This window comes from Paenibacillus sp. FSL R5-0810 (assembly GCF_038002285.1).
GTDB lineage: Bacteria > Bacillota > Bacilli > Paenibacillales > Paenibacillaceae > Paenibacillus_AQ > Paenibacillus_AQ lactis.
The window spans coordinates 3,730,295-3,756,867 of record NZ_JBBOCF010000001.1 but is presented as its reverse complement, the minus strand read 5'-3'; the positions used below and the strand labels follow the sequence as shown (position 1 = coordinate 3,756,867).

Genomic DNA, 26,573 nt, shown 5'->3' with positions numbered 1-26,573 from the left:
AATCAAGCGTTGCGTTCATTCATTCGCTCATACAGAAAATCAACCACATGCTTGACTTCCATCGTTTCGCTGCAGCCGTGCTGTTCCACGCCCAGCTTCATCTGCAGCAGACAACCCGGATTGCTGGTCAGCAGGTATCTGGCTCCGGTGGCGTTGACGTTCTCCATCTTATGCTCCAGGATTTGACCCGCCATTTCCGGCTGCGTCACATTGTATATGCCTGCCGAGCCGCAGCAGCGGTCCGCTTCCCTCATCTCTTGGAAGCTGACGTTGGCCACCTGGCTTATGAGCTGCCTTGGTGCCGCCCCGCTGCGCATCACATTCCGCAAATGGCAGGAGTCCTGATACGTTACAACGACAGGCTCGGTGGTAGACGCCGCGGAATTGCTGAATGCAGGCAATCTGCCATGCTCCACGAGCAGCTTGCTGATGTCCACGACCCGGCTCGCGAACCAGGAGGCTTGTTCCTTCCAAGCCTCATCCTCATGAAGCAGATGGTCATACTCCACCAACAGGGCACCGCAGCCGCCGGCATTGGATACGATATAATCCACATCCAGCTCCTTGAACACCCTCACGTTGATCCTCGCCATATCTCTTGCCAGCTCCAGCTCGCCGCTGTGAGCATGGAGTGCGCCGCAGCAAACCTGCTCCGGCGGTATAACAACCTCGAAGCCCGCCTCCGACAGCAGCTTCACGGTATTGACGTTGGTGCCGGCGAACATGACATCCATGATGCAGCCTCTGAATAAAGCGACGCGAGCGATCGGAGTGCCTTTAGCCGGATACACCGTTCCCAGCTGTTCGACGACGCCATCGGCGGTGGCGTCCGGCAGAATCCGCTCCATGTCCCGCAGATGCTTGGGGAAGAGGCGCATGACGCCGGTTCCTCTCGCCACGCGCTGCAAGCCGGATTTTTGGTAAAATTTCAGCGTTCTTCCCAGCGTCTTCAGACGTTTGCGGTGCGGGAAGACGCCCTTGAAGAACAGCTTGCGCATTCCCTTCACAGGAATGGAATGCACCGGATGGTCCTCGATCGCGTCTCGGGCCTGCTCAATGAGCTGACCGTATTTCACATCTGCCGGACATACCGGCTCGCAGGCTCGGCAGCCCAGGCAATGGTTCATCTGATCGCGGAAGCGATCATCCGGCTCCATCAGCCCGTCGGCCACGGCCTTCATTAAGGCAATGCGCCCGCGGGGAGATTCGGGCTCTACGCCCGTTTCCCTGAATGTAGGGCAGGCCGGGAGGCAAAACCCGCAGCGCATGCAGTTGGTCAATTGATCGTAATCGAGCTTTTCGAGCAAGGTACGGGCCAGGGGATTGGTATGGTTGATCTGGGGCTTCTTCCCGATATTCGCTTGGCTAGTCATGATGAATTACCACCCTTTTTCGTGATTCTTTGGCAAACACCTTGCCTGGATTCAACAAATTATCGGGATCGAATACCTGCTTGATCCCTTTCATGAGCGAGACGCCGGAAGCGCCGATCTTCCACTCAAGGAATGGTGCCTTCACCATGCCCACGCCGTGCTCGCCGGTAATGGTGCCGCCAAGCTCAAGGGCCGCCGCGAAAATCTCTTCAAAGGCTTGCTCCACCCGGTGAATTTCCTCCGCATCCCGGGCATCGGTCGTTGCCGTAGGATGCAGGTTGCCGTCGCCCGCATGGCCGAAGGTGGCGATCGTCACATTGTATTTGGCCGAAATATCATTGATCTTGCGGACCATATCGGCGATTTTGGACCGGGGAACGGTCGCGTCCTCCAGAATCGTGGTCGGACGAAGCCGCGCCAGCGCCGTAAAGGCGCTTCTTCGCGCTGTCAACAGCCGCTCCGCCTCTTCCCGGGTAGCAGCCACCTGAATGCTGTCGGCTTGCTCGCGCATGCAAATTTGGCGGATCTGCTCAATGTCCCTGGTTACAGTCTCGGGGTCACCGTCCTGCTCGATCAACAGGATCGCCTCCATGTCCAGCGGAAGGCCAAGCTTGGCAAAATCATCGACGACGCGGATCGTCGGATTATCCATGAATTCCAGCGTCGCCGGAATAATCTTGGATTCGATAATGGCGGAAACCGTCCGTGCCGCTCCGTATAGATCGCGGTACATGGCGAGCATCGTCATTTTGCTCTTCGGCGGGGGAATCAGCTTCAAGGTCGCTTCGGTAATAATCGCAAGCGTGCCTTCCGAGCCGACCAGCAGCTTGGTCAAATCATATCCCGCTACATCCTTCATCAGCTTTCCGCCGGTACGAATGATTTCGCCGCTGGCGAGCACGGCCTCGAGCCCGATCACATAATCCTTCGTCGTGCCGTATTTCAAACCGCGCAGACCGCCCGAGCATTCGGCGATATTGCCGCCGATCGTCGAGATGCGCATGCTGCTTGGGTCCGGGGGATAGAACAAGCCCAAGGATTCAATATGTTGAATGAAGTCGGCCGTAATGATCCCGGGCTGAACGGTGGCCGTCAAATTTTCCAGATCCAGCTCCAGAATTCGGTTCATCCGGTGCATCACCATGACGACGCCGCCTTGAATCGGAACGGTTCCTCCGCAGAGATTGGAGCCTGAGCCTCTGGACACGAGCGGGACTTTATAGGCTGATAACGCCTTCATAATGGCGGAAACCTGCTCCGTGTTGGCAGGATAGATTACAGCGTCAGGCAAAGCCTGCAGCATCGGAGTGCCGTCATAGGAATGCGCGATAAGCGCCTCTTGATCATCCCGGAAGTGGGCATCGCCAACGATGGAGCGAAGCTGTGCGGTGAGAGACGGGTCTAACATAAACGAGTTCCCTCCTAATTGATCAGGTCATCTGATGACTTTTGTTTTATTATATGACATGATTATAGTAATGAATAGTACAAAAAATGAGCAGGAGGCAAACGGACCATGCGAACGATCAAAGTGGAGAACCAGAAGGGGCATGAAATTGTGGGGGAGCATCTGCTTCAGCAGATCCGGGAGGGGCATCTCAAGCCGGGCCAGAAGCTCCCCTCCGTCGTTGAATTAGCGGCCGCATATGGCGTAGGAAGATCCACGATCCGTGAGGCGGTCAGCGCCCTCAAGGCCATGGGATGGGTCGATGTGCGTCAGGGAGGCGGAACGTATGTGAAGACGGTTCTTCCGAGCGAGCCCCGAAGCGGCGCCGATTTATTGTTCCAAGGGGCTGAATCTCTTATCGAGCTGCTTGAAGTCCGCAAGGTGCTGGAGTCCGGTACCGCCTCTTTGGCTGCGGAACGAAGGACGGAGCAGGATCTTGACCGAATGCGCGAGGCTCTTTCGCAGATGGAGCATGGGCTGAAGGTGAACGATACGGGGGAAGGCGAGCGCGCGGATGTCGCCTTTCATATGGCAATTGCGGCTGCGTCCGGCAACTCGCTGCTGATTCAGCTGATGGAGTCGCTATCCGACCGTTTAACGGACACCATTCAGAAGTCCAGGGAGCTGTGGTTCTACAAGGAACAATCAACCGCCGCCCGGTTATTGACGGAGCATCAAATGATATTTGATGCGATTGAGCGGCAGGATCAGGAGCAGGCCGGTGCGAGAATCGCAGCACATCTGACCAAGGTGGAGCAGGTGCTTCGATCAGGGCTGGAGTCGGAAAGCGGCAGACTGCCGGATTAACGCGTACATGGCTGAGGGAGGGGGAAGAACTCGATTTTTTTGCTGCCCTTGTACCCAAGGTAACCTGCAATCGACTTAAGGATGAGCCTTACACTTTACTTCGGGTCAGTGCCGCTTGGCACTGGCTTATTTCATTTTATTGTGCAGTCCGGTTTATTGCAGTCCGTTTTTCTACCTATCGTTAAAAAACATTGACTTAACGGAGAGTTGTTCGCTATTATTTTACCTAACGATAGTTAAAAAAAGGTGGGCAACCAATGAAGAAACGTGATATGACTTCACAGCAGTTGATTGAAGCGGCCCTGCATTTATTTGCGCAGCACGGCATCGAGAAGACCAGCCTTGCAATGATCGCAGCGGCGGTAGGCATGACGAAGCCTTCGATTTATTATCATTTTGCTTCAAAGGATGAACTCATCGAGCGGGTCTTCGAATACATGTTCAGTGACTACCATTTCGACCATTACTTCTCGGTTTCAGAGCTGACTGCGGAGAATTTCGCCTTGAAGCTGTACGAGGGCGGGCTGCGTATGTTTCCAGAGGATGAGGAGCATTTTGCCCCGGTCTTCCGATTGTTGAACGAATTCATGCTGACTGCCGGCCGAAACGGACACTATGGCGAGCGAGTTATCGCCATGCAGCGGGAATTTCTGGACGGATTCGAGCAGGTCATGCAGCGGGGAGCCGAGTTAGGCGTTATCGAACCCGAGAACGTGACGGTTAAGGCCCATTTGCTGGCACTTCTCATTGACAATATCACCAGCTACATGATGATGGGCATGAAGCTGCCGTATCAGGAGTTATGGAAGGAAGCCGTCAACAGCGTCTTCCGGAAAGGGGAGGATCGTATTGGATAAACGAACGGAATGGACGGAGCTTGGATTATCGACAGTGGATAAAATGCTGATATGGGCGATTCCGCCGGTGCTTGGGGGCGTGCTCGGCTGGTTCCTTCCTGTCATCGCGGAATGGGCGTCCAGCCTGCCATGGGTGCCATTCCAGGGGCCGCTGGAGCTGGTTGCTTCGCTGCATGGACCGTGGGTTGCGCTGATTACGGCACTGCTCGGGCTCCTTGCAGGCATGTGGCTTTCCCATGCGGCCATACGTGAGAGCCTCCACGTACGAATATCCGACCGGGAACTGCAGCTATCCGTGAATGGTGCAGAGGCTAGTTACGCAAGAGAAGACATATTCGCCGCCTTCCTGGATGGCAAGGAGCTCGTCCTTGTCGGTCAGCAGGGTCAGGAGCTGTATAGACAGAAGATTGAAGGGAAAGCACGGCTGTTCACGGAGGAGTTTCTAAGGCACGGCTACCCGTGGCGGGAAGGAGATCCGTATGCGGATGAATACCGCAGGTGGGTCGCAAATTCCCCGGAATTGACCGCAGCCATGAACGCCCTGTTCGAGGCGAGGGAGAAGGCACTGCGGGACGATGACAAGGATGATGCAGACGATCTGCGTCGGGAGCTCTCAAAGCTCGGGGTAACGGTCCGTGACGAAGGAAAGCGGCAGTACTGGCGTCTGCATGGATCGCGGCTTTAACGACTGTAGCGACCGTAATGGCAGCAACCTGCTCCTCCACTCTCAAACAAATGAACCCCTTCCATCTGACAAAAAGACACCCTACACCGCTCTCGCAAACAATTTTCCCTCTTGAGATAAGACATCCGGCGGTCCTTTCCTTCAAAGAGAAGCTTTACAATGAAAGCGATACCTCGAAAGCGATACCTCACTCGAAGGAGATGTCTTATGAATTTTGATCTGAATATCGTGCCTTTCAGCCGAAGAGAGTCCTTCTTGGCGATCTCCCTCCTGCCCGAGGCTAAGGAGCGGAGAAAGGGGCTTTACCTGCGTACAGTCCGCGGAGGAGACGACAAGTTTGGCGAGGCCTTTCTGATTGAGCTGCTGGACCGGAACAACGAGCCGGTTTCTTTTGACCCTATTGCATCACCCGAAAAACTCAGGCTGGAGACCACGCATTGGGCTGGCCACGCAGATATTTGCATATCCGACTCCCGGACCGTCAGGTTCCGGTCGAAAGGATGCGGCATACGCCTCACCTTTTTTCCCGCCGCATATGATTATGCTTATGAGACGGATCCGGACCGCTGGGAAGTGAACAGCTTTACCCATGGCTGCCGCTTTATGCTGACAAGGCTTGCGGGACGCTTGAGCATGGAGGTTGCGTGGGATGAGATCAAGAGCTCGCGGGTAACCGCCGTATTTTCAGCGGATGAGGAGACCGACACGGCGGAATTTGCCGTGGAAGAGTTCATGACGGTAATGACGCCGCGCTCCGAATGGGAGAGCTTCGACGAGGCGGTGCGGCTCGTTCAGGAGGATTACGGCAGCTGGTTAAACCGCACCTTAACCGTTCAGGAGCATTGGCAGGAGGCCAGAGAGCTCGCCGCCTATATCACCTGGTCCTGCCTGGTTCCCGCCGAAGGCTGCCTGACCCGCCCGGCGATGTATATGTCAAAGAACTGGATGACCAACATTTGGAGCTGGGACAACTGCTTTAATGCAATGGCCTTGGTGCGGCATAACCCGAAGCTGGCGTGGGACCAGTTTATGATCTTTTTCGACCGGCAGGATGAGAGCGGGCTGATTCCGGACTTCGTGAATGATAAATACGAGCTCTGGAACTGCAACAAGCCGCCGATTCACGGCTGGACGCTGTCTTGGATGATGCGGCGCACCGATTTCATACAAGAGGAGCAGCTGCGCGAGGTGTACGGACCGCTCTCCAAATGGACGCAGTGGTGGTTCACGTACCGGGATCATGACGGCGACGGCATTCCCCAGTACAACCACGGCAACGATTCGGGCTGGGATAACAGCACGGCGTTCAATAACGGGATTCCTGTGGAAAGCCCCGACCTCTCGTCCTATCTGATTATTCAGATGGAGGTGCTGGCCGAAATCGCCGGCCTTCTCGGGTTGCCGGAGGAAGCTGCCGCATGGAAGCAGAAAGCGGACGATACGCTTGAGCGCATGCTCTGTCATTTTTGGAGGGATGGAAGGTTCACGGCCTGCCGTTCAGGCACGCATGAGGTGTCGGAAGGCGACAGCCTGCTGCTGTTCGTTCCGATCCTGCTGGGCAAGCGGCTGCCGGAGCATATCCGTGCCGCGCTGCTTGCGGGACTTCGGGATGAGACCCGATTCCTGACCTGGAACGGCTGGGCCACAGAGAGCGTCAGCAGCCGCTATTATAAGCCGGACGGATACTGGCGCGGGCCGATCTGGGCTCCCTCGACGATGCTGCTCGTCGAAGGCGTTGCGGCAGCCGGTGACCGAGAGCTGGCCATGGAGGTGGCGCAGCGGTTCTGCCGGATGCTTAGCAGCAGCGGCATGGCTGAGAACTTTGACGCCCTGACCGGAGCGGGGCTTAGAGACCGGGCTTTTACCTGGACCTCCAGCGTATTTTTGATACTCGGACATGAATACACGCATTAACCGACCTTAGAGAAACACTTCTTCCCGGGCATTTTTTTGCCTTGGGGGGAGGTGCTTTTTCCGTTTCCCCTGTGTTTTCCAGTTGGCGCCTAATTACAAGCCATAGGTTGAGGTTTATAATGAAAGCGGTATCAATGCCGCGGGGCTGTGAATGCCTTCAGGCTTAAAGCTTGTTTTTGAAAAAAAGACGAAAAGACAGCGGGGAGATTATCATGAGCTTTCAGCGGACCAAAAAGGTAGCCGGCCGCATGTTCGCCGGCGCCTATCGTAGCATCCGAACCAAGCTGCTCTCCTGGTTTTTAATCGTAACCCTGATCCCTCTGTTTTCGCTTGGCGCGCTGTCCTACTACCAGTCGGCCCGGATCATCAACTCCCAATTCGGGAAATACGGAGATAATGCCGTCGCCCAGCTGGAGCAGCAAACCAGCTCAACCCTGAGCCGGATGAAGCAGACGGCCGAAACGATTTATTCCTATCTGCTGGATCCGAGCCGCATGGGGATTGGAAACCAGGCACCCACCACCTACCGCGACATTTTGGAGAAGAATGATTTTGAATCCTTGCTGAAATCCCTTCGGACGCAGCTGACGGCCGGCATCTACATTATTACGACCTCGGGTTATTACTACGGGGAGAACAACCTGGATGTCGCCAAGCTTGACCGTATCCCCTTATGGCGGTCGAAGCCGAAGGCGTATGCCGGAACCTATTGGCTCGGCTTTTATCCGCAGGATCATTTCATCAAGAGCAGCGACAGCGGCAACCGAAGCGTCATCGGCCTGGCGGTTCCGATTCACCATCCGGACAAGTCCCAGGACGGCAGCATCATTCTCATCGAAGAGTATGCGGAAGAGCTGCTGCAGATGTTCCGGCAATTCGAGGAGGATACCCATGCCCATCTGCAGATCAGCTCGCCGGACGGTACGGTCATCTACGAGACGGATGCCGCTTACTCGCCCAAAGACAGCGATGTAACCTGGTCACGGACGCTCGCCGTCAATCAATGGACGCTCGAGGCCCGGATTCCGGCGAAAGCCTTCTATCGATCCTCAGGCATCATCCGGGCGAACACGATGACGGTTGCCATCTTGTCCTGCCTGCTCGCTTTCGGCATCGCCTACCTGTTCTCTTCGCGCTTCACCTCAAGGATCAGGACATTGAAGGATTCGATGCAGAAAGTCAGCTTCGGCAAGCTGGACACCCGCACGCCGATCGATGGCCGAGACGAGCTGGGCAGCCTGGATATGAGCTTCAACCGGATGGTTACGGGGATTCAGGAATTGATCGGCGAAGTGGAAAGAAGCGAGCGGCTGAAGAAGGAGGCGGAGCTGCGGGCATTTCACTATCAGATCAATCCCCATCTGCTGTTCAACACGCTCAACTCCATTCAGTGGAAAGCCAGGCTCGAGGGCGCCGAGGACATCCGCCTGATGCTGTATCATCTGACGATGGTGCTCGAGGGAAATCTTGATATCTCCCAGGAGCTGGTCACGCTTCGCAGGGAGCTGCGCATGATCGAGCATTTTCTTAAGGTCCAGGAAATCCGGTACGGGGAAGTATTTCGTTATCGCCTGAAATGTGACGATTCACTGCTTCCGTATTTGATTCCGCGGATGACGCTTCAGCCGTTATTTGAAAATATATTCTTCCACGCCTTCACGGACGGCGAAGGAGAGATCGATATGTCGATCAGGATGGACGGCGACGATCTGGTGCTAATGCTCCGGGATAACGGGGCAGGCATGAAGGAGGAGCAGCTGGCGAGGCTATTCTCGCCTGAAGTAAAACGCAAGGGACGGGGCGGGCTTGGCGTACGCAACGCCGATCAAAAATTCAAGCTGCATTTTGGCCCGCTGTACGGGCTCACGGTGTATTCCGTGAAGGGAGAAGGAACGACAATCACCATACGCTGGCCGAAAAAGGAGGAGTCTGACGATGTTGGAAACAGAGAAAATCAAGGTGCTGATTGCCGATGACGAGAGTATCGTGCGCAAGGGACTCCGCACAACGGTGGCTTGGGACCGCTTCGGGATGGAGGTTGTGGCGGACAGCCCTAACGGCCAGGCAGCCTGGGAAGCTTTCCTGGAGCATCGTCCCCAGGTCGTCATCACGGATATCGTCATGCCGGAGATGGACGGGATCGAGTTGTCCCGCAGGGTCAAGGAAGCAGCGCCGGAGACCAGAATCATTCTGCTCAGCTGCCATCGGGACTTCGAATATGCCCAAGAGGGGATGCGGCTCGGAGCCTCGGCCTATTTGTTGAAGACCGCCTTCGAGGATGAAGAGCTCGAGGCCCTGCTGGGCAAATTTCAGCGGGAGCTGTCTGAGACGGCAGTATCCTTGCAGGATCAGGACGATCAGCTGTCCACGCATCTGTATGCTTGGCTTAATGGGCATAACGACAAATTCCTGGAGGTGCTGCGGAAGCTTTGGAGCGGCAGTTGGCGCATGAAAGGACAGCCTGCCGCGCTTTACCTGGTTAAGTCCGCCGGCTGTGGCAGCTCATGGGAGAGCCTTCTTCAGGAGCATGAAGCCGATGAGCCGAGACTGCACAGCGGCAAACGGATTCGCTACGGGTCGGACAGCTGTTATTGGGTCGTTCCGGATGGGCTAAAGGACGGTATAGAGAGCCTGCTGATCGAGATGAAGAGCCGGTGCGGCAAGCTGACGTGGGATTCGCGGCGAGGCCTTGAGGACCTGGAGGATGTACAGGATGCCTTTCAATCGCTGCATAAGGAAGCCGAATTGGAGCGGGTGTACGGACTTAGCGCGGAGCATTGGCCCGAACCGATTCTGCAAGCCGTTCATCTGCTGCATGCGTTTCCGTCGGCCGAATGGTCGGCGGCGGAGCTGGCCCAGAAGGTGGGATTAAGCCGCAGCCATTTTTCGATTTTGTTCAAAAAAACGGTTGGCGACAGCTTCATCGCTTTCCAATATAAGCGCAAGCTTCGTCTCGCTTACGGATTGCTGCGCGAAACCTCCTTAACCATGCAGGAAATCGCCGAGCGGACAGGTCTTGGGGACAGCAAATATTTCAGCAAATGGTTCAAGCGCTGCACCGGGAAGACGCCAAGCCAATACCGTACCGAACAAAAAGGGGAATCATCGTAAACAAACGAACACCGAGAATGACCATTTCGAACAAAAACACGATAAACTGCGAATCAGCGCACGTTTTGGACCGCTCTTCATCGGGTTATGATGAAAGCGGTTTAATTCATATTACCTCAACTCTTTAGGGGGAATCGACATGATGAAAAGAAGGTCATGGATGGTTATCGTATCCGTGATGGCGTTAACGGCATCCATGCTGGCCGGATGCGGCGGCGGAGGCACCGGTACGGCGAAGGAGCCGGACAATGGCTCGCAAGCCGGGACTACAACGCTTCGGTTCGCAACTTGGGATACCGGCGATGCGCTGAAGATTGAACAGGATATCGCCAAAAAATTCGAGGAATCGCATCCCGGCACGAAGGTCCAGGTAGAGGCCTATGCAGACGGGTTCGATCAAAAGCTGGCAGCCGGCTTCGGCGCTGCAAACCCGCCGGACGTGATGTATATGTGGGATTTCCCGACGTATCATCAGTCGCTGGAGCCGCTGGACGATTACGCGTCCAAGGACAAGGATTTGAACATTGATGATTTTTACCAGGGCTTGTTCAACTACGGCAAGATCGGGGATAAGCTGTACGGAATCCCGGCCGGCTTCACGACGCGGGTCGTGTATTACAACAAGAAGCTGTTCGATGAGGCGGGAATCGCATATCCGAACGACGGATGGACCTGGACTGACTTTCAGGACATTGCCAAGAGGCTGACGGACCCGTCCAAGAAGCAGTACGGCTTCGGCGTACGCGCGGAGAACGACACGTATGACCTGCAAGGCCTGGTATGGAGCAACGGAGGTTCATTCATATCGGAGGACGGCACGACGATTGAAGGCTATATGAACAGCAAAGAGACGGCTGAAGCCATTCAGATGCTGGGTGATATGCTGAAGAACGGTACCGCCGTGCTTGCCGGTGGCAAGGGACAGCAGAGCGGGGAGGACATCTTCAAGGCCGGAAAGATCGCGATGTGGGAGAGCGGAATATGGCCGCTCGAATCGTTCAGGGAAGCCGGAATCGATGTGGGCACCGTCGAGATGCCGGCCTTCCCGGGCAAGCCGGTCAAGGGGGTTCTTGCCGAATCGGCGCTGTCGATTGCGAAGGACTCCAAGCATAAGGATCTGGCCTGGGAGTTCATCAAGTTCTATGTATCCGATGAGGCGATCAAAATGCGCGTGGCTGACCTTCCGGTCCGGGCAAGCGTCGTCAATGAGCTGAAGAAGGATCAGGATCCGCTCTACAAGCCGTATTACACGATGCTGGAGCGTTCGGACAATACGCCGGCCTTCCTGCTCAACCCGAAATGGAACGAAGTCAACCGCCAGCTGTCGGCAGCCGTGGAGTCCGTCATGTTCGGCAGCGATGCACAAGAGGCTCTGAACCAAGCGGTGAAGGACAGCGAACGCTATTTGAAATAAACGATAGAAAGAAGGCTCGCTACTATGGCCCGGATCAATGTGCTTAACCCGCAACGACAGACAGCGGCCCCGAAGCGGCTTGGACGAAAACGATGGGGTGGGGCAGCGCCCTACCTCTTCATTTTTCCATGGATATTCGGCTTCTTGGTCTTCACGCTGGGCCCGCTGTTGTTCTCTCTTGTTATTTCCTTTTTTGACTGGCCGATCGTCGGTCAAGTCACCTTCGTCGGCTTCGACAATTACGTGGAGATGTTCTCGGATGATCCGCTGTTCTGGAAATCCCTGATGATTACGTTGAAATTTGCGGCTTTATTCGTGCCGCTGAACATTATCGTCGCCTTGGGACTGGCGATGCTGCTGAACCAGAAGGTAAAAGGCAGCGCCTTCTTCCGAACCGCCTTCTACCTGCCGTCGGTCATTTCCGGCGTGGCCCTCGCCATGATCTGGTCATGGGTTTACAGCGGGGATTACGGGATCCTGAATTACTTCTTGTCGGTATTCGGCATTGAGGGCCCGGACTGGCTGAACGATACGAAATGGTCCCTGGTCGCGATGGTGATCGCAAGCCTGTGGGGCCAGGGCTCGATGATGCTTATTTTTCTCGCGGGGCTCAAAGGCATCCCGAAGGACTTGTACGAGTCGGCTTCCATTGATGGAGCCGGCAAGATCAGACAGTTTTTCAATGTGACCGTTCCGATGATTACGCCGACGCTGCTGTTCAACCTGATCACGTCCATCATCGCCGCCTTCCAGCAGCTGACGCTGGCGCTCCTGTTAACGGGCGGGGGGCCGCTGAAATCCACCTTTTTCTATGCGATGTACATGTACGAGAATGCGTTCAAATACTTCAAGATGGGCTACTCCGCAGCGAATGCGTGGTTCATGTTCCTGATCGTCCTGACGCTTACGTTCCTTGTGTTCAAGTCCTCGGAGGCTTGGGTGTTCTATGAGGGCGAGATGAAGAAGGCAAAACCGAAGCATGTCAAACGCCGGGCTGCCGGCAGAGAGGGGCATTGACGCATGAGAAAAGTAATCACGTACACGCTGCTTGTATTTTGCTCCCTGCTGTTCATTGCGCCCCTGTTCTGGGCCGTAACGACCGCGCTAAAGTCCCCACAGGAGCTGTATCTGTTTCCACCGAAATGGCTGCCGTCCGTTTGGCGGTTCAGCAATTTCGCGGAGGCCTGGAGCATCCAGCCGTTTAACCTGTTTTTGAAAAATACGGTGATCGTGACGCTGCTGTCCACGCTCGGGCAGCTCATCTCCTGCACGCTGGTGGCGTACGGGTTCGCCCGGTTCCAATTCAAGGGACGCGATGCGCTGTTCCTGATCGTGCTTGCAACCATGATGATCCCCTGGGAAGTGACCATGATCCCGCAGTATATGGAGTTCAACTACCTGGGGTGGATCAATACGCTTAAGCCGCTGATCGTCCCGTCCTGGTTCGGCTCCGCGTATTTCATCTTCCTGCTGCGGCAGTTCATCATGACCTTGCCAAGAGAGCTTGACGAGGCGGCCACGATTGACGGTGCGGGAAAAATGACGGTTCTGGCGAGGATCATCGTGCCGCTCATGGGACCGTCGCTGATCTTAGTTGCGGTGTTTCATATGATGAGCTGCTGGAATGATTACCTGGGCCCGCTCATCTTCTTGAATGATCAGACCAAATATACGTTGACGCTGGGCCTGTCCCAGTTCAGGGGCATGCATGGCGTCGACATGCAGTCCATCATGGCCATTACATGCCTGATCTCCATTCCGCCGCTTGCCGTATTTTTCTTCGCCCAGCGGTATATCGTCGGCGGAATCGCGACGACGGGGATCAAAGGCTAGATCAGATGACAGCAACGATAAAGCAATATGGAAAGGATGGAGAGAATAGCATGAAAGTCAGACCGATTGACCGGGATTGGGATAATCTTGGCGTGCTGGAGCGAAACCGCTCCAAGAGCCGGGCCTATTTCATCCCGTTTACGGATGCCGAGGAAGCGCTCCGCTATGACAGGGGCAGCTCGGCATGGTACAAGTCGCTGAACGGCATGTGGAAATTTCATTATGCGGAGGAGCCGGAGGCGGCTCCTGAAGATTTTTATTTAACCGAGTATAACGTTTCGGATTGGGACGATATTCCCGTACCGGGACATTGGCAGCTGCAGGGCTACGGCCATCCGCATTACACGGATCTGTATTATCCGTTCCCGGTGGATCCGCCGCATGTGCCGGATGCGAACCCGACCGGCAGTTATGTCCGGGAATTTGAGATCCCCGGCGATTGGGACGGCAGGAGGATCAGCGTCAAGTTCGACGGCGTGGACAGTGCGTTTCATGTATGGCTCAACGGGTCGTTTATCGGCTACAGCCAAGGAAGCCGGCTGACCTCCGAGTTCGATCTGACGCCCTATGTGACGACCGGGGTGAACCGGATGGCCGTCCGCGTATATCAGTGGTCCGATGGAAGCTATCTGGAGGATCAGGATATGTGGTGGATGAGCGGCATTTTCAGGGATGTGTACCTGGTCGCGGAGCCTGCAGCTCTTCGCATCGCCGATTTCCGCGTGATCACCGAGCTTGATGCGGAGTACCGGCAAGCCAAGCTGAACGTCCGCCTGGAGCTGGAGGGGACGGAGGACGGCTCGGTCCAGCTGCAGCTGTTGAACGGGAACGGCGCCGAGGTTGGCGCAATCGGGAAGGAAGTCGCCCGCTCCTCCTCGGCGGAGCTTGAAATCGAGGTGATCAACCCGGCCCTGTGGAGTGCGGAGTCCCCGGCTTTATATCATCTGGTCATGACCTTGAAGGATTCGAAAGGGCAGTCTCTGGAGACCATTGCGCAGCGCGTCGGCTTCAGGAGCGTTGAAGTCAAGGAAGGCCAGCTCATGGTGAATGGCCGGCCGATCCTGCTCAAAGGAGTCAACCGCCATGATCATCACCCGGATACCGGCCGGACCGTGACGATGTCAACGATGCTCGAGGACATTCAGATGATGAAGCAGCACAACATCAATGCCGTGCGGACGGCGCATTACCCGAATGACCCGCGGTTCTACGATCTGTGCGACGAGTACGGGCTGTACGTCATGGAAGAGGCTGATCTGGAGACCCACGGCTTCGAGCTGCTCGGCAATATTTCGCGTCTAAGCGATGATCCGGCGTGGAAGGAGGCTTATGTGGACCGTGTCCGCCGGATGGTGGAGCGGGATAAGAACCATCCTTGCGTGCTGTTCTGGTCCCTCGGCAACGAATCCGGCTTCGGCTGCAATTTCCGCGCGATGGCGGACTGGTGCCGGGAGCATGACACCACGAGGCTGATCCATTATGAGGAGGACCGGGAAGCCGAGGTGTGCGATGTGGTGAGCACGATGTATTCCTCCGTTGAGAAGATGGAGGGGTTCGGTCAACTGGAGGGGCATCCCAAGCCGCATATTCTGTGCGAATATGCCCACGCCATGGGCAACGGACCCGGCGGACTGCGCCCTTATTTTGACACCTTTGAAAGGTATCCCCGTCTTGCGGGAGGGTTCGTGTGGGAGTGGATCGACCATGGGTTGACGAGAACGACGGAAGACGGCAGGAAGGATTATGCGTACGGCGGAGATTACGGCGACGTGCCGAATAACGGCAACTTTGTCATCGACGGATTGGTGCGTCCGGACCGAACGCCTTCGCCGGGACTTCTCGAGTATAAGAAGGTGATTGAACCGGTTCGCGTTACCATGCCGCAAGCCGGTACGCTGCTCGTCATGAACCGGTACGATTTCATTACGCTGGAGCATCTGCAGGCCCATTACCGGATCTTGGCCGATGGCGAGCTTGTCCGCAGCGGGGTGCTGGAGCTGCCGCTTATCGAAGCGGGCGAGAGCGCGGAGCTTCGTCTTCCCGTGAGCCTCGAGGAAGCGGCGGCCGTGGTGAATCCTTATGCGGAGCTGTGGCTTGAGGTATCCTTCCATCTGGCTGCGGACTGCCGCTGGGCGGAGCGCGGGCACGAGGTGGCTTGGTCCCAATTCCAGCTGCGGGCAGCAACGGTACCCGAATTCCGGCCTACGGATACGGCTGGACGGGGGGAGCTGCGGATCATTGAAGAGAAGCGCAAGCTCAAGGCGGCGATGGACGGCATCGAGCTGTCGCTGAATTCCTCCCGGCCGGGGTTTGAAAGCTTGTCCGTGAGCGGCAAGCTGCTTACGCTTGACGGTCCGCGGCTGAATTTCTGGCGGCCGCCGATCGACAACGACATGTACGTGCTGGAGGATTGGCGGAAGGCCCATCTGGACCGGCTCACCGAGCGGGTCGACCATTTCGAATGGAAGCGACCGGATTCTGATTCGATTCAAGCCCGCTGGGTCTCCCGAATCGCGCCGCCGGTGTACGATTGGGGGTTCCGTTGCGAAACCGTCTATACGATCACCTCAGGCGGCTTGATCATCATGAATATCAAGGGCGAGCCGATCGGTACGCCGCCATCCATGCTGCCGAAGATCGGGCTGCAAATGAAGCTTGCGGCAGATATGGAGCATGTCCGCTGGTATGGACGGGGTCCGGGCGAAAGCTATCCGGACAGCAAGGAGGCAGGGCGTTTCGGTACGTACCGCAGCACGGTGGAAGGCTTGTTTACGCCGTACATTTATCCGCAAGAGAACGGGAACCGCACGGATGTCCGCTGGATTTCCATCGCGGATGGCGCAGGCCTTGGCCTGCTTGCCGCTTCCGAGTCTGCCCTGAATTTCAGCGCGAGCCGGTATTCCGACTCTGATGTGGAATATGCCAAACATGCCAGCGACCTGATGCCGAGCGAATATATTACGTTCAACCTGGATTACCGCCAGAACGGGCTCGGAAGCAACAGCTGCGGTCCGGCGCAGGCTCCGGAGCATACGGTTAAGCCGGAACCGTTCGAGTTCCGAATTCTGCTGCAGGCATACGCCTCGGAGGATACCGATCCGGGGACGCTCTCCCGGCGGATGCGTTCGGAAGCAAAGCTTTACAGCTGATCCTGGTTTTTGCTCATATTCTTATCGTTTCGGATATTCCGACAGAAGGGGAATCACATGTCCTTTTACATCAAAGACCTGCTGCAGCTGTCTACCGGCGTACGCCGGTTCCTTATAAGCGAAGCCTTGTACGGCATAGGCATCGGTCTTTACACGCTGGTTCTGAATTTGCATTTGCTCTTCCGGGGGCTGAGGGAGGATCAGATCGGCGCGCTGGTATCGATGGGCATTCTGATCATGGGGATCCTCGCCATTCCGGTCTCTCTGCTCGCGAATCGGACGGGAAGAAAAAAACTGCTGGTTACCGGCGTGTTCTTTATCGCCGCAGGAAATGTGCTGTTTGCCGTCAGCGATCAATTGCTCTGGTTCTATGCCGCCCAGATTCTCGTGTCGACCGGGCTGACGCTCGTCGAAACCACGGAGATTCAGCTTCTCTTCCATTATTGCCGTTCCCGCAAGGAGGAAGCCCGCTCCTTCTCCCTGATGTTTGCCGTGTTTACGGCCTTTACGGGTCTCGGCACGCTGGTGGCCGGATATATCGCGGAGGGGGCAGAAGGAAGTCGAGGCTATGAAGCCTCCCTTCTCCTCACCGGGCTGGTTCTCGTGATTCATGGAGCCGTTCGGGCGTTCTGGCTGCCGGCCGAGCGTGTGGGCAGGGAGGAGGAAGCGCCGGGCCGTCCGCTTTCCGAAGGGGCATCCAAGCTAACGGCGCCCATTCTTTCCGGGACCTTATGGCTGTTTGCCGTGTTCATGGCCCTCTTGGGAGGGTGTATCGCGATGACGGGCTCCTTCCTGAATGTGATCGTGAAATTCCGGCTGGACTGGATGGATGATCAAGTATCGCTCATCTTGGCCGTCGGTGCCATTCTGCTCTTTATCTGCTCTCTAATGACGCCTTACGTCATGGAGCGGTTCGGTTATCATACGGCGATCGTTTCCGTATTTATCGTCAATATTCTGCTGTTCGCGGCTTTGTATACGGTACTTCCCGTATGGCTGTTTGTCGTCCTGTTCCTGCTGCGGGGCGGCGGAGTAACGATGCTGTCCAATCTGCTTGACAGCCTGCTGATGTCCGCGTTTAACGAACAGGAACGGAATCTATATGCCGGCATGCGGTCGGTATTTCGGAGCTTGGGATCTTCCGGGGCAACCTTTGTCTCGGGATTGATTCTGGCCAGGCAGGATTATCAGCTTCCCTTCCTTGCCACGGCCGGGGCGCTGCTGATATGCGGTCTGTATTATGTGTTGTGGATACGTCCGGTCTTGTCGAGGCGATTGGGCGGCAGCATAGAAACGTAAAATGTAACCCCGGTTGCTGGCTGGATTTCAGCGCGACCGGGGTGAAGTTTTATGCGGAGATTTCCGGTGGAGGATCCGGAGAGTGTCCGCGGAGACTAGACAGAGGATCCGCAGAGTATCAGCAGAGTATCAGCAGAGTTATCAGCAGAGCATCCGCGGTGCATCCACAGAGTATCCGCAGGGAATCCGCAGTATAACGGCAGAATAACATCAGAATTACACCAGAATACAAGGATAAAGACAGCGCTTTTATTTTCGTACCGAAAAGTCCTCAAATAGGTTGACATGAAAAATTGGAACATGTTTAAATAGAAGAAGTGTTAGCACTCTATGCGATGGAGTGCTAAAATCCTGATTCATAACGGAAAGGGGACCTCTTCTCATGGCGAAAAAACAGTTTAAAGCGGAATCCAAGCGTCTGCTTGAGATGATGATCAATTCCATCTATACGCAGCGCGAAATATTCCTGCGCGAGCTGATCTCGAATGCAAGCGACGCTATCGATAAAATCTACTACAAGGCGCTGACGGACGATCAGCTGGTGTTCAATAAGGACGATTATTTCATTAAGATTACGCCGAACAAAGCGGACCGTACGCTGACCATTACCGATACGGGGATCGGCATGACGAAGGAAGAGCTGGAGAACAACCTCGGCGTCATCGCGAAGAGCGGATCGCTCGCGTTCAAGAACGAAATTGAAGCGAAGGACGGGCATAACATCATCGGCCAGTTCGGTGTCGGTTTCTATTCGGCATTCATGGTCGCCGACGTCGTAACGGTAACCAGCCGGGCGCTTGGCAGCGACGAGGCCTATCAGTGGGAATCCAAAGGCGCGGACGGCTATACGATTACTCCGGCCGAGAAAGATACAGTTGGTACGGAGATTGTGCTCAAGATTAAACCGAACACCGAAGAAAATCAATATGACGAGTTTCTGGAAGAGTACCGCCTGCGGGCGATCATCAAGAAATACTCCGACTTCATCCGTTATCCGATCAAGATGGACGTCAAGACGCAGCGGCCAAAGGAAGGCGCGGACAACGAATTCGAGGAGGTTCAGGAGGAGCAGACCCTCAACAGCATGGTGCCGATCTGGCGCAAGAACAAGGGCGAGCTGACCGACGCGGACTACGAGAACTTCTATAACGAGAAGCGCTACGGCTTCGACAAGCCGCTGAAGCATATCCATGTGAAGGCGGACGGAGCGGTCGTGTACAACGCGATTCTGTTCATCCCTGAGCATACGCCGTTTGATTATTACACGAAGGAATATGAGAAAGGGCTGGAGCTGTACTCGAACGGCGTGCTTATTATGGAAAAATGCGGCGATCTGCTGCCGGATTACTTCAGCTTCGTGAAGGGGATGGTCGATTCGGAGGACCTCTCGCTCAACATCTCCCGCGAAATGCTGCAGCATGACCGTCAGCTGACGCTCATTGCGAAGAACATCAAGAATAAGATCAAGAGCGCGCTGCAGAGCATGCTCAAGGATGAGCGCGAGAAATACGAGAAATTCTATCAGTCATTCGGGCGCGGTCTGAAATTTGGCGTCTATAACGAGTACGGCATGCACAAGGACGATCTGCAGGACCTGCTGCTGTTCACCTCCTCGAAGGAGAAGAAGCTGGTTACCCTGGATGAGTATGTATCCAGAATGCCGGAGGATCAGAAGTATATTTATTATGCCGCAGGCGATTCGATTGACCGCCTCGAGAAGCTGCCGCAGACGGAGATGGTGCTGGATAAGGGCTATGAAATTCTGTACTTCACCGACGATGTGGATGAGTTCGCCATCAAGATGCTGATGAAGTATAAGGAGAAGGAATTCAAATCCGTGTCGAGCGGTGATCTCGGAATTGAATCCGATGCGGACAAGAAGGAGACCGAAGCGGAGGAGAACGACAACAAGGAGCTGTTCACCGCGATGGAAGGCATCCTGGCGGGTAAAGTGAAATCCGTCAAGGCTTCCAAGCGCCTGAAATCCCATCCGGTCTGCTTGTCGGCGGAGGGCGAAGTGTCCATCGAGATGGAGAAAATCCTCAAGGCGATGCCGAACGGGCAGGACGTGAAAGCCGATAAGGTCCTTGAGATCAACACGGGCCACGAGGTGTTCCAAGCCTTGAAGGCGCATAAGGATGATCAGGATAAGCTGGCGCTCTACACCAATCTGCTGTACAACCAGGCGCTGCTCATCGAAGGGCTGCCGATTGCCGATCCGGTAGAGTTTACGAACGACATCTGCAAAATTATGGTGTAACAGCGGCGATCTCCGTTCATGGGGGAAGCTAACAAAATAAAAACGAAAGACCCGATCGGCTGGCGATAACCGCCGGGCTGGCCGGGTCTTTTTCGTTACGGATAATTTTCCTTAGGCGAGATGCTAGCGCAAGTGCAGCTTCGCTGATCGGGGGTCCATATTCGCCTCTCCTGCTTATTCCGCGCGCTCTACCGGTGTTCCGGCTGAGCTTACTAAGACAGCATCGGTTCTGAGCAATCTTTTCACAAACAGCGCAAATATGACAAGCGACACCACGACGGAGACAGAGGCGATCGCGAATAGCAGCGGATACCCGGTTTGCTCCGATATCCAGCCGAGGATAATGGCCCCAAGGCCGATGCCGAGATCAAACGCAGTCATAAAGGAAGCGTTGGCAGCGCCCCGCCGGTCCTCGGGAGCGATTCGCAGGGTTGCCGCTTGCAGTGCAGGCTGCGCCGAGCCGAATCCGATCCCGTAGAGGATGGCGGCGGCGATCAGACCGACGAGGCTATCGGAAAGGCTGAGGAGAAGCAGCGACAGCGCCGTTATAATGAGGGATGGTATGATGACGGCGGCTTCGCCGAAGCGGTCCGACAGCTTTCCGGCCAGTGGACGGATCAAGGTCAGCGCAATGGCATAAACCAGAAAGAAGGTTCCCGGATTGACGCTGATGGATGCAGCGAATAGTGGAAGGAAGGTCGTAATTCCTCCATAAGCCACGGCGAGAAAAAAGATAGCGGCCGTTACCGGCAGAACCGACGGTTCGATCAGCCGAATCCGCCCGGCCGAGGGCTTCGGTTGAAAGGGGACCTTGGTCATAAACGCGAGCACCCATGCAGCTAAGGAAAGTCCGGCGGCAACAAGGAACAGGGTGTGGAAAGAGTCGCCGGAGGCAAGCGCGGTGCCGAGCATCGGACCGATCGCCATCGCAACCGTCATGGCCATGCCGTACCAGCCCATTCCCTCGCCCCGTCGCGAGGCAGGAATCAAATCCGTGATGGCGGTCCCCACGGACGTCGTGGCAAATGCCCAGCTTACACCATGCACCATCCGGAGGGCGAGCAGCAGCAGAATGCCGCCGACCCAGTCATACGAGACCATGGAAATGACGAACAATAACAGTCCCCACACATAAAAGGGCCTTCTACCGTGACGGTCGACGAGAGCTCCCACGAACGGGCGGAAGACGACCGCCGACAAGGTGAACAGCCCTGCAGCAAGGCCTACCTGGGATTCGCTGCCCCCCAAATGCTTGATATACAGCGGCATCGTGGGAAGCAGCAGGTAAAAGCCCGTAAACAGAAACAGCATGCCAACCGTCATTTGAATAAACGGCTTGGTCCATAAACGCTCCACTCTCAATTCCTCCTCCATCATACTTGATTAGGTAAGCTTATTCCGGTTCCGACGCGAGACGCTCGATTTCAGCTCTTACCCATTCGATATCGGCTGATCCGATCCGTTTCCGGTGATCCAGCACGCGCAGGAGCTGCGTCCGCTGTTTCTCGGGCTCCGGTTTATAGAACATCAGCTCTGCCTCGAAATCGCTGACATGCTTGAGATTTGTTTCAAGGTACTTCAAATACTGGTTAAGACATTCGAGCCGGACCGATTTCGGGACATAACGGAAGTACACCATCTTGTATTGGAGCAGTTCTGTTGTATCCGCTCCGTATTCCAGAGGCTTTTCCATCAGCTCTAAAAACCGACTTCTTCCCGCGTCGGTGATTTGATATATTTTGCGAGGCCGTTTACCTGTTGGGACTTCATCCATGGTAAGGTGGATCGAGCCGTTCTCCACCATTCGGGATAGCAGCGGGTACAGCGTACCGGAACTGATCTGCCGATAGGGGCCGCCGGCATTTTTAAGGATTTCCTGAAGCATGTAGCCATGCTTCTCACCCGTCATCAATTCGCCTAACACAAATAGTTCGTACATGAGCACCTCCCAAATATGTCGTATCGATATAAATATATATCGATACGACATATTAATCAAGCCGAAAAGCGGCTCACGATTCTAAATTATAGACAAGACAAGGCTCCTATAACGAAACGGAACATGGCGGCACAGGGAACCCCTGGACCGCCATGTTCCAGCCATTTAGCTGCATGCCTCTTCATTTCGCAGCGCTTAACTAGAGGCATTAAGCTCTGGATGCCTCTCCATTTCAAAGCGCTGACTAGGGCCGCTTGAATTGCGTTACGAGCTGCCCGTGTTCTTCCTCACCGGCTCCTCTTCGCGGCTGTTCATGCGCCCGGTATACTCCAGATGCTGAAATCCCCAACTGCACATATCGGTAAGCACCGTTCCCAGCGTCTTTCCATGCTCCGAGATCGAGTATTCCACTTTAGGCGGAATCTCGGGATAGACCGTTCGCACAACGAGCCCATCCTGCTCCAACTCCCGCAGCTGATTGGTCAGCATGCCCTGGGTGACACCCGGAAGCAGCCGCCGCAGCTCTCCGAAGCGCTTGGTTCCGTCTTGAAGCAGAATAAACAGGATCAGCGGCTTCCACTTTCCGCCGATCAACTGCAGGGTTGTCAATATCCCGGCCGTTTCATGCGGTTGATGCTCAAATCTGTTCATATCCCTTCACTCCCCCCATTTGTTAGCCCCATTGAATCATTCCGCGATCTATAGGTTGAACGATGGAATACCGGTTAAGCCAGCTGAGTGGCAACGCATGCTGACTGTTTAGATCCCTCCCGGCATCGCCGTTCGTTTTAGAAATCTCGATGATTGTAATGTAGCACAATATCCGTTTTAGACCCAGTACGATTCTAAAATGTACTTAGTACGGTTTATCGTACCATGAGGTGGGAAGGGAAGCCGCGAATCATATGGATAGGACAAGAGAAAGGACGGCCCGCCGAGGGCTCGTCTTTTTGTTGTGCGCAAAAAAGTAAAATTCGTTCCAAAATACTCATTTCTATTCCTTATATGCTGCAGACGGCTTTTTTACAATGAAGATACGACATTTCTATCGCCATATTCGAAAAGGGCTTTTTCGAATTACGCTTTGCCAAGCATTAACGCCAGGAGGAGAGAAATATGAAACGAACAAAGAATTCCGTGAGGCTCAGCATGGTCGCGAGGGAGCGAATCGCCGGTTATTTATTTGTGGCTCCTTTAATGTTGGGACTGCTGGTTCTGACGCTCATTCCCGTAATCGGGTCTTTGCTGCTCAGCTTTACGAATTGGAACTTTGTTGCCGGCATGGGTGCCATGAAATTCGCCGGCTTTGATAATTTTGTCAGATTGGTTCATGACAGCGCATTCGTGAAGAGCCTGGTCAACAATCTTATTTTTATCATTACGGTACCGATTACCATGATCATTGCGCTAGTGCTTGCTGTACTCATTGATAAGCATGTATACCTGAAGGATGCCTTCAAGGTTATTTACTTTCTTCCTTATATTTCGAGTATCGTTGCTGTGGCTATGGTCTGGCAGGTCTTATTCCACCCTTCGCTCGGGCCGGTAAACAAGACGCTCATGTCGCTAGGGATCGACAATCCCCCGAAATGGCTTGCGGACATCGACTTTGCACTGCCGTCCTTGATGATGATTCAGGTGTGGATTCTTCTCGGATACAACATCATTATTTACATCGCTGGCTTGCAATCGATTCCGAAGGACCTATACGAAGCGGCTGAGATCGATGGGGCAAATGCATGGGTGAAATTCCGAAGCATCACGCTGCCGTGCATATCGCCAACCACCTTTTTCCTGCTGGTGACCGGGGTCATCGGAACCTTCAAAATTTTCGACCTGATTCAGGTGCTTACCCAGGGAGGTCCAGCTAATTCCACAACCGTCATTGTGTATGAATTGTATGACACGGCCTTCAACCAGCTGAAGACAGGCTACGCTTCAAGCATGGCGATGATTTTATTCCTGATCTGTCTGCTTATTACCGGCGCGCAGATGCTGGCCCAGAAGAAATGGGTCAACTATTAAGACGACTTGGCAAGAAAGGAGTTTGACATGAAAATCAGTATTTCAAAAGCCTTCTGGACCGTCATCATGGCCTTAATCGGCATTCTGTTCATTCTTCCGTTTGTGTGGATGCTGTCCACTTCCTTCAAGCCGGAGGCGGACGTATTCAAATTTCCGATCGAATGGATTCCGAAGCACTGGAATGCAATCGAGAATTTCCGGACCGTATGGAGCGGCCAATTTGTCCGTTACTATTGGAACTCCATCTATATCACGATCGCAACGACGGTCATTAATGTCTTCGTATGCGCGCTGGCAGCCTATGGCTTCTCGAAGCTCCGATTCTGGGGCAGGGACGCGATGTTCGTTTTGGTCCTGGCCTTGTACATGGTGCCGCCGCAGGCCTCCCTGGTACCGCAGTTTCTGTTGTTCAACTGGATGCAGCTGATCGATACCCATGCCGGCCTGATTCTGCTGAACAGCTTCAGCATTATCGGGGCCTTCATGTTAAAGCAATTTTTCATGGGCGTGCATGATGAATACATCGAATCCGGAAAAATGGATGGAGCGGGGTACTTTCGAACTTTTTGGCAAATTGCCCTCCCGCTGATCCGTCCCGGCGTCGCGACGTACGCCATTCTCCGGTTTATCTGGACGTGGAACGATTACCAGTATCCGCTGATCTTCCTAAAGTCCAAAGAGCTGTTTACGATTCAGCTCGGCATTCGGCTGTTCGGGGATCAATACGGCGATGTCTATTCCTTGATGATGGCCGGTGCCGTATCCGCCATACTCCCGCTGCTGATCATTTTCGCCATTGGCCAGAAGCAGGTTATTGAGGGCATCTCCCTTGGGGGAGTGAAAGGATGATAAAGTCAAAATCGTTTGGCTTCCGTAAAAAATGGTGCCTACGCCAGAAGCTTACGCATGATAGGATGGATCCTGTAAGCACTTACAAATGTTGATGACAACCTGAAAAAACCTGTTACTATTAGAGGAGGGTCTATATGAAAATCAAAAAAATACCATCGCTATTGCTAAGTCTGTCTCTTGCCTTGGCGGTTACAGCTTGCGGAGGCGGAGGCGGGGGCAGCACTTCAGAGTCTGGCCAAGCCAAGAACGAATCGGGCAAGGAGGCTGCGCCCGAACAGATCGTACTCAAATTAAGCACGTGGCAGACAGACGCAAAAGCGCAGTGGAGCAAGATCATACCGGAATTCGAGAAGAAGCATCCGAACATTAAGGTGGAGCTGGATCTTCTGAACGAGAAAGGAGACTCGGTTGCTGCCATGCAGAAGCTTGATCTGATGGCGGCCTCAAACGACCAGCTGGACATCGTGGAGCTTCCGTATACGAATTATTCGCAAAGGGCGGATATCGGACTGTTCGAGCCGCTTGATAGCTACATTGAGAAGGACGGCTATAAATACGAGGATGAATATCTGGTAGATACCAAGGTAAATGGCAAAATTTACGCGCTTCCTTCTTCCATGCAGCGGTGGTTCGTGATTATGAACAAGGCCATGCTGGAGGAAGCCGGATTACCGGTCCCTACCGATTGGACTTGGGCGGAATTCGAGGAATATGCGAAGAAGCTGACCAAGGGGGACGGCGCGGAGAAACGCTATGGCGCTTATCTGCATAATTGGCCGGATTACTTCCAGCTGCAGCTCATGAGCAAGCCTTCCGATAATACCTTCCTCAAGAGCGACGGCACATCCAATGCGAAGGATCCCCTGCTGAAGGCGAATCTGGAAATGATGAAACGAATGATGTATGAGGATAAGAGCGTCAACCCGTACGAAGATATCATTTCCCAAAAGCTTGCCTATCGTAATCAATACTTCAACGGACTTGCGGCAATGCTTCCTATGGGAGACTGGATGGTTGCGGAATCCGGGGGAACCGAAGCGATTCCGGCGACATTCGTGACAGCCTTTGCTCCGCTTCCTAAACTCGAAGGGGAAAGCAAGCATTACTCCCCGGTGCAGCCGACATATATGGCAGTGGCTGCAAAGTCCAAGAATAAGGAAGCAGCTTACCAGTTCGTCAGATGGTATACATCCGAAGGGCTCGAAATCGGAGGCAGAGTATTCTCCGGCTGGGCTAAATCCGATACGGATAAGCTTGTGGACACCATTGTCAACTCCTCGATCGATCCTTCGAAGATCGATATAGAATCGTTGAAATACACCATCAACAACACTATACCGGGATCCGCCCCGGTACCTGTTAAATATGCCGATGAGGCGAAGAACGTCGTGATTCCGGAGGCGGAGCTGTACATTCTCAATAATCAGGACCTCGATCAGACGATTGACAGCATCGATCAGAAAATTACCGAGGTCGTAAACAATAATCAAAACTAATCCGTTATAAACGTACGGAAGATGGATGCTTCATTTACTAGAAATATAGATCATGGGCAGGGGAAAACTTCAGGTTTTTCCCTATTCCAATTCAATCCGATTTGAGGCGTCG

General features: G+C 54.5%; 20 protein-coding genes. 15 read left to right on the top strand and 5 right to left on the bottom strand.

Features of this window, described 5'->3' with window-relative positions; translation table 11 throughout:
* Nucleotides 1-2: 2 nt before the first annotated feature.
* Both MKX76_RS16870 and MKX76_RS16865 read right to left on the bottom strand, forming a co-directional pair.
* A complete protein-coding gene (locus MKX76_RS16870; protein WP_341034264.1) occupies nt 3-1,373 on the bottom strand; it encodes a (Fe-S)-binding protein in 1,371 nt (456 codons plus the stop codon).
* Complete coding sequence (locus MKX76_RS16865; RefSeq protein WP_341034263.1) at nt 1,366-2,781, bottom strand: FAD-binding oxidoreductase; 1,416 nt, start codon at nt 2,779-2,781, stop codon at nt 1,366-1,368. The genes MKX76_RS16870 and MKX76_RS16865 overlap by 8 nt, the downstream gene beginning before the upstream one ends.
* A gap of 108 nt (nt 2,782-2,889) precedes the next feature.
* Here MKX76_RS16865 and MKX76_RS16860 point away from each other — a divergent pair, with 108 nt between their 5' ends.
* The 12 genes from MKX76_RS16860 to htpG all read left to right on the top strand — a co-directional run bounded on the left by MKX76_RS16860 (nt 2,890) and on the right by htpG (nt 20,149).
* A complete protein-coding gene (locus MKX76_RS16860; RefSeq protein WP_028405788.1) occupies nt 2,890-3,627 on the top strand; it encodes a FadR/GntR family transcriptional regulator in 738 nt (245 codons plus the stop codon).
* Nucleotides 3,628-3,884: 257 nt separating this feature from the next.
* Nucleotides 3,885-4,484: a TetR/AcrR family transcriptional regulator gene (locus tag MKX76_RS16855; protein WP_341034262.1), complete on the top strand. Its 600-nt coding sequence runs from the start codon at nt 3,885-3,887 to the stop codon at nt 4,482-4,484.
* A complete protein-coding gene (locus MKX76_RS16850; RefSeq protein WP_341034261.1) occupies nt 4,477-5,169 on the top strand; it encodes a YqeB family protein in 693 nt (230 codons plus the stop codon). Before MKX76_RS16855 ends, MKX76_RS16850 begins: the two co-directional genes overlap by 8 nt.
* A 207-nt stretch (nt 5,170-5,376) precedes the next feature.
* The gene (locus MKX76_RS16845; protein WP_341034259.1) at nt 5,377-7,083 is read left to right on the top strand and encodes an amylo-alpha-1,6-glucosidase; all 1,707 of its coding nucleotides are present in this window, start codon (nt 5,377-5,379) and stop codon (nt 7,081-7,083) included.
* A 212-nt stretch (nt 7,084-7,295) separates the two neighbouring features.
* Nucleotides 7,296-9,059, top strand: coding sequence for a cache domain-containing sensor histidine kinase (locus MKX76_RS16840; RefSeq protein WP_213616737.1), 1,764 nt, complete (start codon nt 7,296-7,298; stop codon nt 9,057-9,059).
* The gene (locus MKX76_RS16835; protein ID WP_213616735.1) at nt 9,019-10,194 is read left to right on the top strand and encodes a response regulator; all 1,176 of its coding nucleotides are present in this window, start codon (nt 9,019-9,021) and stop codon (nt 10,192-10,194) included. Before MKX76_RS16840 ends, MKX76_RS16835 begins: the two co-directional genes overlap by 41 nt.
* A 139-nt stretch (nt 10,195-10,333) precedes the next feature.
* Entirely contained in the window at nt 10,334-11,608 is a 1,275-nt protein-coding gene (locus tag MKX76_RS16830; protein WP_051425151.1) for an ABC transporter substrate-binding protein, read from the top strand.
* Between the two features lie 24 nt (nt 11,609-11,632).
* A complete protein-coding gene (locus tag MKX76_RS16825) occupies nt 11,633-12,625 on the top strand; it encodes a carbohydrate ABC transporter permease (protein WP_007131509.1) in 993 nt (330 codons plus the stop codon).
* Nucleotides 12,626-12,628: 3 nt separating this feature from the next.
* Nucleotides 12,629-13,441 carry a carbohydrate ABC transporter permease gene (locus tag MKX76_RS16820; protein WP_007131510.1) on the top strand — a complete coding sequence of 271 codons (813 nt, stop codon included), beginning with the start codon at nt 12,629-12,631 and terminating at the stop codon, nt 13,439-13,441.
* A gap of 50 nt (nt 13,442-13,491) precedes the next feature.
* Nucleotides 13,492-16,590 carry a glycoside hydrolase family 2 TIM barrel-domain containing protein gene (locus MKX76_RS16815; RefSeq protein WP_341034258.1) on the top strand — a complete coding sequence of 1,033 codons (3,099 nt, stop codon included), beginning with the start codon at nt 13,492-13,494 and terminating at the stop codon, nt 16,588-16,590.
* A 57-nt stretch (nt 16,591-16,647) separates the two neighbouring features.
* Nucleotides 16,648-17,889: an MFS transporter gene (locus tag MKX76_RS16810; RefSeq protein WP_341034257.1), complete on the top strand. Its 1,242-nt coding sequence runs from the start codon at nt 16,648-16,650 to the stop codon at nt 17,887-17,889.
* 382 nt (nt 17,890-18,271) lie between these two features.
* Nucleotides 18,272-20,149, top strand: coding sequence for a molecular chaperone HtpG (gene htpG, locus MKX76_RS16805; RefSeq protein WP_341034256.1), 1,878 nt, complete (start codon nt 18,272-18,274; stop codon nt 20,147-20,149).
* Nucleotides 20,150-20,323: 174 nt separating this feature from the next.
* Here htpG and MKX76_RS16800 read toward each other — a convergent pair whose 3' ends face one another.
* The 3 genes from MKX76_RS16800 to MKX76_RS16790 form a co-directional block, all read right to left on the bottom strand.
* Nucleotides 20,324-21,505: an MFS transporter gene (locus MKX76_RS16800; RefSeq protein WP_007131514.1), complete on the bottom strand. Its 1,182-nt coding sequence runs from the start codon at nt 21,503-21,505 to the stop codon at nt 20,324-20,326.
* Between the two features lie 37 nt (nt 21,506-21,542).
* Nucleotides 21,543-22,088, bottom strand: coding sequence for a PadR family transcriptional regulator (locus MKX76_RS16795; protein WP_341034255.1), 546 nt, complete (start codon nt 22,086-22,088; stop codon nt 21,543-21,545).
* Between the two features lie 264 nt (nt 22,089-22,352).
* Nucleotides 22,353-22,739, bottom strand: coding sequence for a winged helix-turn-helix transcriptional regulator (locus MKX76_RS16790; protein WP_007131516.1), 387 nt, complete (start codon nt 22,737-22,739; stop codon nt 22,353-22,355).
* Between the two features lie 465 nt (nt 22,740-23,204).
* On the opposite strand from MKX76_RS16790, the gene MKX76_RS16785 reads away from it, so the two are divergent.
* The 3 genes from MKX76_RS16785 (at nt 23,205) to MKX76_RS16775 (ending at nt 26,461) form a co-directional block, all read left to right on the top strand.
* A complete protein-coding gene (locus MKX76_RS16785; RefSeq protein ID WP_213616727.1) occupies nt 23,205-24,113 on the top strand; it encodes a carbohydrate ABC transporter permease in 909 nt (302 codons plus the stop codon).
* A gap of 27 nt (nt 24,114-24,140) precedes the next feature.
* A complete protein-coding gene (locus MKX76_RS16780; RefSeq protein ID WP_341034254.1) occupies nt 24,141-24,962 on the top strand; it encodes a carbohydrate ABC transporter permease in 822 nt (273 codons plus the stop codon).
* A gap of 137 nt (nt 24,963-25,099) precedes the next feature.
* Nucleotides 25,100-26,461: an ABC transporter substrate-binding protein gene (locus MKX76_RS16775; RefSeq protein ID WP_210095422.1), complete on the top strand. Its 1,362-nt coding sequence runs from the start codon at nt 25,100-25,102 to the stop codon at nt 26,459-26,461.
* Nucleotides 26,462-26,573: the final 112 nt, after the last annotated feature.

Bases quoted from the DNA above. Each gene is read 5' to 3' on its own strand.
- MKX76_RS16870 (WP_341034264.1), bottom strand. From the start codon at position 1,373: ATGACTAGCCAAGCGAATATCGGGAAGAAGCCCCAGATCAACCATACC.
- MKX76_RS16865 (WP_341034263.1), bottom strand. From the start codon at position 2,781: ATGTTAGACCCGTCTCTCACCGCACAGCTTCGCTCCATCGTTGGCGAT.
- MKX76_RS16860 (WP_028405788.1), top strand. From the start codon at position 2,890: ATGCGAACGATCAAAGTGGAGAACCAGAAGGGGCATGAAATTGTGGGG.
- MKX76_RS16855 (WP_341034262.1), top strand. From the start codon at position 3,885: ATGAAGAAACGTGATATGACTTCACAGCAGTTGATTGAAGCGGCCCTG.
- MKX76_RS16845 (WP_341034259.1), top strand. From the start codon at position 5,377: ATGAATTTTGATCTGAATATCGTGCCTTTCAGCCGAAGAGAGTCCTTC.
- MKX76_RS16840 (WP_213616737.1), top strand. From the start codon at position 7,296: ATGAGCTTTCAGCGGACCAAAAAGGTAGCCGGCCGCATGTTCGCCGGC.
- MKX76_RS16835 (WP_213616735.1), top strand. From the start codon at position 9,019: ATGTTGGAAACAGAGAAAATCAAGGTGCTGATTGCCGATGACGAGAGT.
- MKX76_RS16830 (WP_051425151.1), top strand. From the start codon at position 10,334: ATGATGAAAAGAAGGTCATGGATGGTTATCGTATCCGTGATGGCGTTA.
- MKX76_RS16825 (WP_007131509.1), top strand. From the start codon at position 11,633: ATGGCCCGGATCAATGTGCTTAACCCGCAACGACAGACAGCGGCCCCG.
- MKX76_RS16820 (WP_007131510.1), top strand. From the start codon at position 12,629: ATGAGAAAAGTAATCACGTACACGCTGCTTGTATTTTGCTCCCTGCTG.
- MKX76_RS16815 (WP_341034258.1), top strand. From the start codon at position 13,492: ATGAAAGTCAGACCGATTGACCGGGATTGGGATAATCTTGGCGTGCTG.
- MKX76_RS16810 (WP_341034257.1), top strand. From the start codon at position 16,648: ATGTCCTTTTACATCAAAGACCTGCTGCAGCTGTCTACCGGCGTACGC.
- htpG (WP_341034256.1), top strand. From the start codon at position 18,272: ATGGCGAAAAAACAGTTTAAAGCGGAATCCAAGCGTCTGCTTGAGATG.
- MKX76_RS16795 (WP_341034255.1), bottom strand. From the start codon at position 22,088: ATGTACGAACTATTTGTGTTAGGCGAATTGATGACGGGTGAGAAGCAT.
- MKX76_RS16790 (WP_007131516.1), bottom strand. From the start codon at position 22,739: ATGAACAGATTTGAGCATCAACCGCATGAAACGGCCGGGATATTGACA.
- MKX76_RS16785 (WP_213616727.1), top strand. From the start codon at position 23,205: ATGAAACGAACAAAGAATTCCGTGAGGCTCAGCATGGTCGCGAGGGAG.
- MKX76_RS16780 (WP_341034254.1), top strand. From the start codon at position 24,141: ATGAAAATCAGTATTTCAAAAGCCTTCTGGACCGTCATCATGGCCTTA.
- MKX76_RS16775 (WP_210095422.1), top strand. From the start codon at position 25,100: ATGAAAATCAAAAAAATACCATCGCTATTGCTAAGTCTGTCTCTTGCC.